This window comes from Halorubellus sp. JP-L1 (genome assembly GCF_011440375.1).
Classification (GTDB): Archaea; Halobacteriota; Halobacteria; order Halobacteriales; family Natrialbaceae; genus Halorubellus.
On the sequence record NZ_JAAOIR010000001.1, the window covers coordinates 241,644 to 255,139 of the forward strand.

A 13,496-nucleotide genomic window follows, 5' to 3' on the forward strand; every position below is an offset into this window, starting at 1 on the left:
TTACTCGGTAACAAGAGTCTATATACCGTACCGTGTATTGTAATGGCTTGTCATGGGAGATACCGATTCCTTCGTGGAGAAACTGCGCCGTCGCCGTTTCCTGCGCCTGAGCGGCGCAGCTGGCGCGGCCGGATTGGCGGGCTGTCTGAACCAGGACGAGGTACAGGGGAACGACGACGGCGGCGACGGCGGCGACGGCGATGATGGCGGCGACGGCGGCGACGGCGATGATGGCGGCGACGGTGGAGACGGCGGAGACGGTGGCGACGGCGGGTCGTCCGAACCGATCGTCGTCGGCGCCGACATCCCGTTCTCCGGGGACCTGAGCGACTTCGGTGGACCGATGCTGAACGCGATGGAGATGGCCGTCGAGGACATCAACGCCGCCGGCGGGCCACTCGGCCGCGAGTTCCAGGTGAACGACGAGGACAGCGGGACCGACACCACGCAAGGCGTGAACGCGGCGAACAAGCTCGTCAACACCGACGACGTCGACGCCCTCATCGGCGCCGTCTCGTCGGGCGTCACCATCAGCATCGCGCAGTCCGTGACCATCCCGAACGACGTCATCCACCTCAACTCGGCGTCGTCCTCGCCGAGCATCTCGACGCTCGACGACGACGACCTCGTCTTCAGGACGCGCACGAACGACCGGTTCGTCGCGAAGGTCATGGCGCGCATCGTCGAGAACGAGGGCGCGTCCAGCGCCGCGGTCGTCTACGTGAACAACGACTTCGGGAAGGAGCTCGCGAACACGTTCGAGGACAACTTCGAGGGCGAGACGACGGCCACCGTCGGATTCAGCTCCGGGCAGTCCAGCTACGACCAGGTGCTCTCCGAGGCGTTCAGCGACGACCCCGAGTACATCGCGTTCGCGGGCTACCCCGAGTCCGGGACGACGATGCTCAGCCAGTGGAACGAGGGCGGCTACGGCGGGAACTGGGTGCTCCACACGAGCATGCTCTCTGAGGACGTCATCTCGAACGTCGGCGCGGACGTCCTCGAAGGCATGTACGGCGTGCGCACGAAGCCCCCGACGGGCGACGCGACGGACTCCTTCGTCAGCGACTACGAGGAGGAGTACCCGGACGCGGACGTGTTCTCGCCGTACTCGTGGAACTCGTACGACTCGCTCGTCTCGTACGCGCTCGCCGTGCACGCCGCGGGCAGCACCGACTCGTCGGCGGTCAAGGAGCAGATGCGGAACGTCTCCAATCCGCCCGGCGACGAGGTCAGTTACGGCGCCTTCGAGGACGGCGTCACCGCGATCGACGACGGCACCGAGATCGACTACAGCGGCCCGAGCGGCACGGTGGACTTCGACGACAACGGCGACGTCGCCAGCGACATGGTGATAGTCGAGGTGGTCGACGGCGAGTTCCAGGACCAGGAAGTGATCGCAGCCGACGACCTCGTCTAGCCAGCGCCACCACCGTCATCCCATCTATACACATGCTCTCAGCTACTGCACAACCGAACCGACAGACAGCCACGAACCCACAGACGACCATCGAGGTGAAAGCGACGTGAGCGAGGACGCCAGGGTCGGCGTCGACATCGGCGGGACGTTCACCGACCTCGTGACCATCGCGGACGGGAGCGTCCACGTCCACAAGACGCCCTCGACGCCCGGCGAAGCCGAACGCGGCGTCCTGAACGGACTGGACGGCGTCGCGGAGACGTACGGGATCGACCCGGAGGACGTCTCGTTCTTCGGGCACGGGACGACCGTAGCGACGAACGCCGTCCTCGAGGGCGAGTGGGCGGACACCGCGCTCGTCACGACCGAGGGGTTCCGGGACGTCCTCGAGATCGGCCGGCAGGCGCGACCGGACATCTACGACTTCGACGCCGAGAAGCCGACGCCGGTCGTCGAGCGCGACCGCCGATACGAGGTCGCGGAGCGACTCGACGAACGCGGCGACGTCCACGAGCCGCTCGACGAGGCGAGCGTGGAGGCGCTCGCGGACGACCTCGCGGACGTCGATAGCGTCGCCGTGTCGCTCCTCTACTCGTTCGAGAACGACGCGCACGAGCGGCGAGTGAAGGAACTACTGGAAGCACAGGGCGTCGACGCGTCGTTCTCGCTGTCCTCTCGGGTCCTCCCCGAGATCCGCGAGTACGAGCGCACGCTCACGACGGCGCTCAACGCGGCACTCAAGCCCGTGATGGACAGCTACATCAGTCGGCTCGGGTCGCGGATCGCCGAGGAGGGCGTCGACGCCGACCTGAAGATCATGCAGTCAAACGGCGGCATCATCACGTCCGAGGCCGCGCGCGACCGCCCCGTCAACACGCTCCTCTCGGGGCCAGCGGGCGGCGTCCAGGGCGCGACGTACGTCGCGGGCCTCGCGGGCATCGAGGACTGCATCACGATGGACATGGGCGGGACGTCCTGCGACGTCTCGCTCGTCCAGGGCGGCGACCCGCTCGTGACGACGGACGTCGAGGTCGGCGACTATCCCGTGTCGGTCCCGATGATCGACATCCACACGGTCGGCGCGGGCGGCGGGTCGGTAGCGTGGATCGATGCAGGTGGCGCACTCCGCGTCGGCCCGAAGTCCGCGGGCGCGGAACCCGGCCCCGTCTGCTACGGTCGCGGCGGGACGCGACCGACGATCACCGACGCGCACTCGATACTCGGCCGCATCGACCCGTCGCGGTTCCTCGACGAGTCGCCGCCAGAAGACGCGGTCGCGAACGCGATCACCGAGCACGTCGCGGACGACCTCGACATGGGCGTCGCGGAGGCCGCACAGGGCATCCTCGACGTCGCGAACGCGAACATGGCGCGCGCGCTCCGCGTCGTCTCCGTCGAGCGCGGCTACGACCCGCGCGAGTTCGGCCTCGTCGCGTTCGGTGGCGCGGGACCGCTGCACGCCGCCGGGCTGGCGCGCGAGCTCGAGATCCCGCGGGTCGTCGTCCCGCGGACCGCGGGCGTCCTGTCCGCGCTCGGACTCCTCATCAGCGACGTCCTCTACGACTTCTCGACCTCGAAGGTCCGGTCGTGGACCGAGGTCGAACCGGTGACGCTCGCAGCGCCGTTCGACGAGTTCCGGGAGCGCGGCCTCGACAGGCTGGCCGACGAGAGCCAGACCGGAAACGACGTCGTGTTCGAGCGCTCCGTCGACCTCCGGTACGCCGGGCAGTCGTTCGAACTGACAGTGCCCGTCCCAGACGGCGACGTCGACGACGACACGCTCGACGCGGTCGTCGAGCGGTTCCACGACAAGCACCGCAAGCGCTACGGGCACGCCTACGAGGACGAACCCGTCGAGCTCGTCACCGTCCGGATGCGAGCCAGGGGCGTCGTCGAGACGCCCGACCTCCGCCCGGAACCCGTCGACGGCTCGGTCGACGACGCCGTCCGCGAGACGCGCGAGGTCGTCTACGACGGTCGTTCGCATTCGACGCGCGTCTACGACAGGGAGTCGCTCCCGACGGGCGCGAGCTTCGATGGGCCGGCGATCGTCGCCGGACCCGAGAGCACCGTGGTCGTCCACCCAGACCAGACGGCGAGCGTGGACGAGTACGGGACGCTGCTCGTGGAGGTGGACGCATGACCGACTCCGTCACGCTCGAGGTCATCAGGAACGCGTGCATCGCGCTCTGCGAGGAGATGAACGCGAACCTCATCCGGACTGGGTACTCGCCGAACATCAAGGAGCGACGCGACTGCTCGTGCGCGCTGTTCGACGCGGACGGCGAGATGATCAGTCAGGCAGAGAACATGCCCGTCCACCTCGGCGCGATGCCGTTCTCGGTGCGCGCTGCCATCGACCGGTTCCCGCCGGAGACGCTCGAACCCGGCGACGGCATCCTCCTGAACGACCCGTTCTACGGCGGCGCGCACCTCCCGGACCTCACGCTCGTCACGCCCATCTTCTACGGTGGCGACGGCGGCGACGACGCCGAGCGCGGTGGCGACGGGGACCGCGAACTCGTCGCGTTCGCCGCGAACCGCGCGCACCACGCCGACGTCGGCGGCGCGCGCGCGGGCAGCGTCGCAGCGGACTCCACGGAGATCTACCAGGAGGGCATCCGCATCCCGCCCGTGAAGCTCTTCGAGGGCGGGGAGGCGAACGACGCGGTGTTCGACATGGTGCTCTCGAACGTCCGGACGCCCGACGAGCGCCGCGGCGACCTGCGCGCGCAGGAGGCCGCGAACCAGACCGGGCGTCGTCGGTTCCTCGAACTCGTCGAGAAGTACGGCCGCGACACCCTCACGGACGCCCTGGCGGAGATCCAGGACTACTCGGAGTCGCGGATGCGCGCCGAGATCGAGGCGCTCGACGATGGGACGTACTCGTTCCGGGACGTCCTCGACGACGACGGCGTCGGCAACGAGGACCTCCCGATCGAGGCGACGGTCACGGTCGACGGGGACGGCGTCGCCGTCGACTTCGAGGGGAGCGCAGCCCAGACGGCCGGTCCCGTGAACGCGGTGCTCGCGGTCACGGCGTCGGCGACGTACTACTCGATCCGGTGCGTCACCGACCCCGACATCCCCCCGAACCACGGCTGCTATCGGCCGATCGACGTGCAGGCGCCCGAGGGCAGCATCGTCAACCCGAATCCGCCGGCGGCGGTCGTCGGCGGGAACCTCGAGACGTCCCAGCGCGTCACGGACGTCGTGCTCGGGGCGCTCTCCCAGCAGGCGCCCGAGCGCGTCACCGCGGCCGGTCAGGGGACGATGAACAACGTCACGTTCGGCGGGACCGACCCCCGGAGCGATTCGCCGTACGCGTTCTACGAGACGCAGGGCGGCGGTTTCGGTGGCCGCGCGGGCAAGGACGGGATGGACGGCGTCCACGTCCACATGTCGAACACGATGAACACGCCCGTCGAGGTACTGGAGACCGCGTACCCGCTCCGCGTTCGCCGGTACGAACTCCGCCAGGACTCCGGCGGCGCGGGCGAGTTCCGCGGCGGCCTCGGCCTCCGACGGGACATCCAGGTCCGCGACCACGAGGCGCACTTCAGTCTCCTCGCCGACCGCCACCAGCACCAGCCGTACGGGCTCGAGGGCGGCGACCCGGGCGAGTCCGGCGCGGCGAAACTCACCACCGAGGACGGCGAGACCGTTCGCCTCCCCCAGAAGTCGACGCACGAGCTTCCGGCGGGCGCGACCGTGAGCATCCGGACGCCCGGCGCAGGCGGGTACGGCGACCCCGACGACCGCGACCCCGACGCGGTCCGCCGCGACGTCCGCCACGAGAAGGTGTCCGCGACCGCGGCGCGCGCCGCGTACGGCGTCGACCTGGACGCGAACGCGGACAACGACGATCCGACCGAGGATCCGACAGACGATCCGTCGGGCGGCGCCGCCACGGGGGGCGACGATGACTGATGCCCCGAGATCCACTCCGGTACGTCCCGCACGTGCTCGTCGCGAGCGTCGGCTACGTTGTGTTCGCGTACGCGGCGCTCCCGGACCTGCTGACGGCGCGACTCGGCATCGGACTGTCCGAGTTCGGGCTGCTGATGAGTGCGCCGCTGGCGGCGTTCGTCGTCGTCCAGCGGCCGGCGTCCCGGTGGGTGGGCGAGCACACGTCGACGCGCGTCCTGTTCGCGGGCGGCGTCGCCCACGTCGCGCTCGCCTTCACGCTCGACCTCTCGACGTCCTTCCCGGTCGTCCTCGCGCTCCGGGGACTCTGGGGGTTCGCCGGCGGTCTGCTGCTGTCCGTCGGCGCGACGCACATCTCGCGGCTCGCGGACGGCACGAGCGGCACCCGCCAGCAGGGCGTCTACGGTGGACTGCTGACGTTCGGCGGGATGCTCGGGTTCCTGTTCGCGCCGACGCTCGTCGAACGGTTCGGGTGGCTCGCGCTCCACGCACCCGGCGCGGTCGTCGCGATCCCAGGACTCGCCGTCTGCGCGCACTCCCTCTCGGACGCCCGGACCGCGCCCACGGGGACCGTTGCGGCAGGTGGCGTCGTCCTGCATCCCGTCGTCCTGCTCGCCGCCACCTGCTACGTCGCCGTCATCGGGTCGTACGTCACGCTCTCGACGTTCGTCACCGCGTACTTCGACGACCTCGGCGTGCTCGCGTCGCTGAACGCGATCGTACTCGGCGCGGCGACCACTGGGCGGTTCGTCGGCGGCGAGACCGCGTGGCGGTTCGCGCTCTCGGATCGACGACTCGTCGCCACCAGCACCGGGGCCGCTGCCGTCGGCTTCGGCGCACTCGCCGTCACCGGGAACGCGACCGCGCTCGTCGTGCTCCCGTTCGTCGTGATGCTCGCAGTATCGATCCCCTTCGGGGCGGTCTACAACCTCGCCGCGGAGGCGACGGACGCGGAGGGGACCGCGCTCGCGACGGTCGTCGCCGTCGGCAACGTCGCCGCGGTCGCCCTCCCGCCCATCACCGGCACGATCCGGGAAGCGACGGGGAGCTACGCCGGCGCGTTCCTCGTCCTCGGGACGCTGAACGCGGTCGCCGCAGCGGCCACGTACTATACGATGGTTCGCCAGATATGACCAACTACACGACGCCAACCGACGACTCGCCCACGAATCTTCGGGACGACGAGGAGGATATCGCATGGTAAGCACGGGACTACTCGACGCGCTCGCACAGGGACTGGTCACCGGCAGCATCATCGCCGCCGGCGCGATCGGGCTGTCGCTCGTGTACTCGATCGCCGAGGTCCCGAACTTCGCGCACGGCGACATGATCACGATCGGGGCGTACCTCGCGCTCGTCGTCAACCGACCCGGAGAGATCGCGTTCCTCCCCGGACTCCCCGGCGGCGCCGTCTCGCTGTTGCTCGCGGCCGGGTTCGCGCTCGTCGTCGGCTCGCTGTTCGGCGGCCTCTACGAGCTCGCGATATTCCGCCGGTTCAGGTCGAAGGACGCCGACCTCATCACGATGGTCATCATCTCGCTCGGCCTCGCGCTCGTCCTCCAGAACGTCGTCCTGTTCGTCGCCGGGTCGCGCAACATCAGTTACGACACCGCGACCGTGCTCGACGTGAACTGGGACTTCTACCTCACCGGCGCCGGCCTCACGATCCAGCGCACGCAACGACAGGCCGGCGAGATCGCCGTCGTCGGCGAATGGGGCTACCCGTGGTGGCTGGTCGTCGGCGCGCTCGCCGCCGCGGTCGCCGTCGGCTACGGCACGTACCGGTGGCGGTCCACGGACGCCAGCTACCGGACCCAGCACCTCGTCTCGCCGCGCGTCCTCGGCGTCCTCGGCGCGCTCGCGACGATACTCGCGATCGGGTACGTCGCCCGATTCGACCCCGCCGGGACCGACGCCGTCCTCTCGACGCGCATCGGTACCAGCCGGAAGGACGTCACCGTCGTCGTCGTCGTCGCAATCGCCATGTTCCTCCTGAACCTCGTCCTGAAACAGACGCGGCTCGGGAAGGGCATGCGCGCGACCGCCGACAACATGGACCTCGCGGAGGTCCGCGGCGTCGACGTCGACCGCGTCCAGCTCGTCGTCTGGGTGATCGCGGGCCTCCTCACCGCGCTCGCGGGCGTCCTCGCCGGCTGGAACGCGTCGAACCTCAACCCGAACATGGGGTTCACGCTCCTGCTTCCCGTCTTCGCGGCCGTCATCCTCGGCGGCATCCGGTCGCCGTACGGCGCCGCCGCGGGCGCGCTCGTCATCGGCGTCAGCATGGACGTCGGCGTCTACCTCCTCCCATCCGGGATGGCGACGTACCGCACCGCGATCGCGTTCGTCATCCTCATCCTCGTCCTCATGGTGAAACCCGAGGGCCTGTGGGGTGACGTCTGATGGCGCTCTCGGACTTCCTCGTCTCGCTCGTCACGTTCATCGCGATCTACGGCCTCTTCGGGCTCGGCCTGAACCTCAAGTTCGGGTTCACGGGCCTCATCGACTTCGGGCACGTCGCGTACTTCATGGTCGGCGGGTACGTCACCGCCGTCGTCACGATGCCCGCCCAGGTGACCGGCTACGACGGCCTGGGCGGGTACGCGCTCCCCGCGCTCCTCGGCGGCGTCCCGGGCGGCGCGATCGCCGGCTGGCTCCTCGGCGTCGCCGTCGGCATGCTCGCCGCCGCGTTCGTCTCGCTGCTCGTCGGCGTCCCGACGCTCCGGCTCCGCGAGGACTACCTCGCGATCACCGCACTCGGGATCGCGACCATCCTGAACGAGGTCGTGCTGAGCGAGGTCTGGCTGTTCAACGGCCCGTTCGGCATCCGCTCGATCCACGAGCCCGCGGCCGGCCTGTTCCCGCTCGGACTCGGCTCGTTCACCACGAATCTCGTCGTGTTCGGCGGCCTCAGCGTCCTCGTGTTCGGGTACGCCGCGTACCGTCTCGCCGCGTACGTCCGCCGGTCGAGCGGTCGCCAGCGCGCGCTCGCGGTCGCGGTGGCCGTCGCGTTCTCGCTCTGGTACTTCGTCCAGCCGTTGCTCGGCGCGACGAACGCCGTGGTCGCACTCCAGACGAACGTGACGTTCCTGTTCGACCCGAACGCGGGCCCGAACGGCGGCCTCGACTACGACCGGTTCTTCATGCTGCTCTCGCTCTCGTTCCTCGCCGCCGGCTACTGGTGGTGCCAGCGCACCATCAACAGCCCGTACGGGCGCGTCCTCCGCGCCGTCCGCGACGACGAGGACGTCCCGCGCGCGCTCGGCAAGGAGACGTTCCGGTACAAGATCCAGGCGCTCCTGTTCGGCTCCGCGCTCGCGGGCGCCGCCGGTGCGCTGTACACGATCCACATCGGGTTCATCAGTCCCGACCAGTTCGGTGCGATGATCACGTTCTTCGCGTTCGCGTCAGTCATCATCGGCGGCACCGCGAACAACGCCGGCGTCGTCCTCGGCACCGCCGTGTTCTGGGCGATCAACAGCGGCACGCAGTTCCTCAACGACTACTTCCCGTCGGAGTACGCCGTCCAGCTCGCGGCGGCTCGACTCATCCTCATCGGCGTCATCCTCATCGTCATCCTCTACTACCGCCCCGAGGGCGTCCTCGGCGAGCAAGACTACGACGTCTCGCTCCCGAAGAGCGACGCGCCGGCGCCGAACCCGGACGAGGCGCTCGGAGGTGAGAGCGATGACTGACCCACTCCTGGAGGTGACCGACCTCCGGAAGTCCTTCGGCGGTATCACCGCGCTCGACGGCATCGACGTCACCGTCGACCACGGCATCACGGGCCTCATCGGCCCGAACGGCGCCGGGAAGACGACGTTCTTCAACTGCGTCAGCGGCTACCTGGAACCCGACGCCGGCACCGTCGAATTCGAGGGATCGGACGTCACCGGGAACCGGACGCCAGCGATCGTCCGCGAGGGCCTCGTGCGGACGTTCCAGATCCCGCGCGAGCTCGCGGACATGACGGTCCGGGAGAACCTCCTGCTCGCGCCGCGCGGCCAGTCCGGGGAGTCACTGACACGCGCGTGGATCCGCGGCGGCGACTTCGCGACCGACGAGCGCCGGACGCGCCAGCAGGCCCGCGAGATGGCGGAGTTCTTCGAACTCGACCACTTGCTCGACGAGCCCGCGGGCTCGCTCTCCGGCGGCCAACGCAAGCTCCTCGAGCTCGCGCGCGTCCTCCTCACGGACCCCGAGATGGTCCTGCTCGACGAACCGCTCGCGGGCGTCAACCCGACGCTCGAACGGAAGATCCTCGACCGCATCCACGAACTGGAATCGCAGGGGCTGACGTTCCTGTTCGTCGAACACGACATCGAGCTCATCATGGAACACTGCGATCACGTCGTCGTCATGCATCAGGGCGAGAAGCTCATGGAGGGACCGCCGTCCGAGGTCCGGAGCGACCAGCGGGTCGTCGACGCGTACCTGGGGGAGGAACTATGAGCCTCCTCGAACTCGCCGGCGTCGACGCCGGCTACGGCGACCTCCAGATCCTCGCGGACGTCGACATGTCCGTCGAAGACGGCGAGTACGTGACGATCGTCGGCCCGAACGGCGCGGGGAAGTCCACCGCGATGAAGACCGTGTTCGGCCTCACGACGCTCATGGGCGGCACCGTCGACTTCGCCGGCAGTCCGATCCACGAGCTCGGGACCCAGGAGATCATCCGCGAAGGCATCGCGTACGTCCCGCAGACGGAGAACCTGTTCCCGCGGATGACGGTCCGGGAGAACCTCGAGATGGGCGCGTACATCTTCGAGGAGTTCCCCGAGGACCGACTCGACGACGTGTTCGAGCGGTTCCCGATCCTCCGCGAGCGCGAGCGCCAGCGCGCCGGGACGATGTCCGGCGGTCAACAGCAGATGCTCGCGATGGGTGCCGCACTCATGCTCGATCCCGACCTCCTGATGCTCGACGAGCCGTCCGCGGGCCTCGCGCCCGACCTCGTCGACGAGATGTTCGACAAGATCGACGAGATCAACGACGGCGGCACCGCCGTCCTCATGGTCGAGCAGAACGCGAAGGAGGCCTTGCGGCGCTGCGACCGCGGGTACGTCCTCGTCAACGGCGAGAACAGCTTCGAGGGTCCCGGTACCGACCTCCTCCAGAACGAGGAGGTCCGCCAGCGGTTCCTCGGCGGCTGACTCGACCCCGGCCAGGAGTCCGGGCGGCTCCGATCTGCGGTCTCGTCGACCTCGTACTCACCTCGTCGACGACACGCTCGCTACCGACGACGCGCTCGCCACGGACGGCGCGCTCGCTACGGACGGCGCACTCGTCAGGGACGGCGCACTCGAACACCCGGCTGAATGCGTCAACGCCCGCCTCGGGCGACACCATAGTTTAAATACTGGAGCGATGAATGGAACGGCATGAGCCAGTCACACCGCTCCGACGACCCGTTACAGGCGATCAAGGACATCACGGGCGACAGCACGCTCCTGATCGCGCTCGCGGGCGCGGCCGTCTCGATCCTCACGAGTTTCGTCCCGTTCTCACCGGTCCTCGGCGGCGCGCTCGCCGGCTGGCTCGTCAGGGACGATCCGATGCAGGGCGCGAAGGTCGGCGGGCTCTCCGGGCTCGTCATCTCCCTCCCGCTCGGGCTCATCGTCATCCCGTTCTTCGGAATCGCGATATTCGACGGGGGCGCGAGCGGCATCGCGTTCCTCTTCATCGCGATGTTCGTCGTCTTCGTCGGCCTCCTCTACACCGTCGGGATCAGCGCGCTCGGCGGATACCTCGGCGTGCGCTTCTACCAGAGCCGAATCGTCGAGGGGAGCGGAACCCGTCACGCCGAGACGACGAGCCACCGCGACGACTCGACCACTCGCGTCGACGAAACCGGTCACGGGGACGACTCGACCGCTCGCCTTGACGACACCAGTCACGGGGACGACGCCGGCGACGACGAGTGGGGGAGCGACGCCCGCGACGACACGCAAGGTGACGACACGCGAAGCGACGACACTCAGTTCTGACCGAGTACTCGACCTCGGTTGACGACAGCATTTGGGATTGACCACCATCGTTTTTCACGACCCCCCGCGAACGGCCGGTATGGCTTACAGCTACGAACCGCACTACTTCGAGGACATGGAGGTCGGGAAGACCTTCGAGAGCGTCGGCCGAACAGTCACCGAATCGGACTTCGTCTTCCACTCGATGTTCGCGGACGACTGGACGGAACTCCACACGAACGCCGAGTACAGCGAGGACGGCCCGTACGGCGAACGCATCGGTCACGGCCCGATGACGTTCATCCTCACCACGGGGATGGTCCAGCGCTGCGGGTTCGTCGAACGCACCGTCATCGCCTTCCTTGGCATGAACTACATGGACGTTCCGAACCCGCTCACGATCGGCGACACGATCTCCGCGGAGTTCGAGGTCACGGACCGGAAGGAGTTCGAGTCCCGCGAGGACGCCGGGCTCGTCGTCGTCGACGGCACCACGTGGAACCAGGACGACGAAGTCCTCCTGGAGGGCGACATGAAGTTCATGTTCAAGAAGCGCTCTGCGTACGGCGACGACCCCGAGATGCCCTGAATCGTCACTCGAGAGCCGAGCCGAGCCGAGCGCGTCGATTGCCTGACTTCTCGACGCGGGCCGCGACCGAGCGAGCGACGACGAGCACGCTCCTCCGGCGAGTCGGAGTGCTCCCATGGAGTAGTCGCGACGAACGGGAAGCGTTTTGCGTACCGGCCCGCCACGATGCGGCATGGACGTCCGGTCGTACCTCGCGTCGACGCGGTTCGCCGTCGTCGTCGCCGGCATCGCCATCGCCATCCCGACGGGCTACGTCGTCAGCGACGTCCTCGCGAACTGGAACCTCGGGTTCGTCGCGATGTTCGTGCTCGGGGTATCCGTACCGCGGGCGTACTCGCGGTCCTGGCCCGAGTACGACGACCACCTTCGAGCGGTCGCGTGGACCGTCGGCGCCTGCGCGGCGGCCCTTGCCGTCCTCCTCGTCGCGTTCGTCGCGACGAGCGCGTTCTTCGGCGGCCTCGGCGCGGCCGTCGGCGCCTTCCTCGTCGTCGAACTCGTCGTCGCCGCCGCGTCGCTCTCCATCGAACGCGCCGAGCGCGCCGACGCCGAGGCGGACCCGGCTGGCGATAGGGACGCTGGCGGCGAGCGCTCGGACTGACCGACCGACGAACCGAGTGCCGTCGGCGCACTGGCTCGCGCGATGGGTACGTTTTTGCGAGTGGCAGTCCCAGCTTACCGCATGAGTCTCCCGGACGTGCTCGCGGACGAACCGCGAGCGATCGACACGCACGCGCACCAGCCGACCGAGGAGTTCCTGTTCGACGCCGGCGGCGAGATGATGCAGGACGCCGCCGAGCGCTTCGGGAAGGAGATGGTGCCCAACGACTACGAGCAGATGCGGGAGGAGTACGAGCGAGCGGGTATCGGGCGGGCGGTCCTCCTTGGGTGGGACGCCGAGACGAACACCGGGAACCCGCCGGTGCCGAACGACTACGTCGCCGAGGTCCGGGACGAGCACGACGACTTCTTCGTCGGGTTCGGCTCCGTCGACCCGCTCAAGGAGGACTGCGTCGAGGAGGCGATCCGGTGCGTCGAGGACCTGGACCTCTCCGGGTTCAAGTTCCAGCAGATCGCGCAGGGGTTCGACCCGAGCGACCCCGAGCACGACGAGCTCTGGAACACGATCGAGGACCTGGGCGTGCCGTGCGTCTTCCACGGCGGGAACTCGACGCTCGGCGCGTGCGCGCCCGGTGGCCGCGGCCTGAAGATCAAGTACGGCAACCCGATGCTGCTGGACGACGTCGCCGCCGAGCATCCCGACCTCCAGATGCTCATCGCGCACCCCGCGTTCCCGTGGGAGAAGGAACAGCTCGCCATCTGCCAGCAGAAGGGCAACGTCTACATGGACCTCTCGGGGTGGATGCCGAAGTACATCGACGACCAGGTCCTGCACTACGCGAAGACCGTCCTCAAGGACAAGGTCATGTTCGGCACGGACTATCCGATGCTCGACCCCGAGAAGTGGATGGAGCAGTTCGCGGGCCTCGAGTACGCCGAGGAGGTCCAGCGGAAGATCCTCTGGGAGAACGCCGAGGAGTTCCTCGGCCTCTGACTCGGCCGCGTCCCGACTCGCTTTTCTCGCTGCGCTCGCAAC

The 13,496-nt window shown here is 68.7% G+C and carries 12 protein-coding genes; all 12 read left to right on the plus strand.

Going from position 1 to position 13,496, the window contains the following annotated elements:
* Positions 1-52: 52 nt before the first annotated feature.
* The 12 genes from G9C85_RS01165 to G9C85_RS01220 all read left to right on the plus strand — a co-directional run bounded on the left by G9C85_RS01165 (position 53) and on the right by G9C85_RS01220 (position 13,454).
* On the plus strand, positions 53-1,420 hold the full coding sequence (locus tag G9C85_RS01165; RefSeq protein WP_166036335.1) for an ABC transporter substrate-binding protein: 1,368 nt from the start codon (positions 53-55) through the stop codon (positions 1,418-1,420).
* Between the two features lie 106 nt (positions 1,421-1,526).
* On the plus strand, positions 1,527-3,563 hold the full coding sequence (locus tag G9C85_RS01170; protein ID WP_166036336.1) for a hydantoinase/oxoprolinase family protein: 2,037 nt from the start codon (positions 1,527-1,529) through the stop codon (positions 3,561-3,563).
* Entirely contained in the window at positions 3,560-5,350 is a 1,791-nt protein-coding gene (locus tag G9C85_RS01175) for a hydantoinase B/oxoprolinase family protein (protein WP_166036337.1), read from the plus strand. Before G9C85_RS01170 ends, G9C85_RS01175 begins: the two co-directional genes overlap by 4 nt.
* Positions 5,350-6,480 (plus strand): MFS transporter, encoded by a 1,131-nt coding sequence (locus tag G9C85_RS01180; RefSeq protein WP_166036338.1) that lies wholly within the window; start codon positions 5,350-5,352, stop codon positions 6,478-6,480. Before G9C85_RS01175 ends, G9C85_RS01180 begins: the two co-directional genes overlap by 1 nt.
* A gap of 64 nt (positions 6,481-6,544) precedes the next feature.
* Entirely contained in the window at positions 6,545-7,750 is a 1,206-nt protein-coding gene (locus G9C85_RS01185) for a branched-chain amino acid ABC transporter permease (protein WP_166036339.1), read from the plus strand.
* Positions 7,750-9,042 (plus strand): branched-chain amino acid ABC transporter permease, encoded by a 1,293-nt coding sequence (locus G9C85_RS01190; RefSeq protein WP_166036340.1) that lies wholly within the window; start codon positions 7,750-7,752, stop codon positions 9,040-9,042. The genes G9C85_RS01185 and G9C85_RS01190 overlap by 1 nt, the downstream gene beginning before the upstream one ends.
* A complete protein-coding gene (locus tag G9C85_RS01195) occupies positions 9,035-9,799 on the plus strand; it encodes an ABC transporter ATP-binding protein (RefSeq protein ID WP_166036341.1) in 765 nt (254 codons plus the stop codon). Before G9C85_RS01190 ends, G9C85_RS01195 begins: the two co-directional genes overlap by 8 nt.
* Positions 9,796-10,500, plus strand: a complete 705-nt coding sequence (locus G9C85_RS01200; protein WP_166036342.1) for an ABC transporter ATP-binding protein — start codon at positions 9,796-9,798, stop codon at positions 10,498-10,500. Before G9C85_RS01195 ends, G9C85_RS01200 begins: the two co-directional genes overlap by 4 nt.
* A gap of 228 nt (positions 10,501-10,728) precedes the next feature.
* Complete coding sequence (locus tag G9C85_RS01205) at positions 10,729-11,334, plus strand: DUF5518 domain-containing protein (RefSeq protein WP_166036343.1); 606 nt, start codon at positions 10,729-10,731, stop codon at positions 11,332-11,334.
* Positions 11,335-11,413: 79 nt separating this feature from the next.
* Positions 11,414-11,902, plus strand: coding sequence for a MaoC/PaaZ C-terminal domain-containing protein (locus G9C85_RS01210; RefSeq protein ID WP_166036344.1), 489 nt, complete (start codon positions 11,414-11,416; stop codon positions 11,900-11,902).
* A gap of 172 nt (positions 11,903-12,074) precedes the next feature.
* Complete coding sequence (locus G9C85_RS01215) at positions 12,075-12,500, plus strand: hypothetical protein (protein WP_166036345.1); 426 nt, start codon at positions 12,075-12,077, stop codon at positions 12,498-12,500.
* A gap of 81 nt (positions 12,501-12,581) precedes the next feature.
* The gene (locus G9C85_RS01220) at positions 12,582-13,454 is read left to right on the plus strand and encodes an amidohydrolase family protein (protein ID WP_166036346.1); all 873 of its coding nucleotides are present in this window, start codon (positions 12,582-12,584) and stop codon (positions 13,452-13,454) included.
* Positions 13,455-13,496: the final 42 nt, after the last annotated feature.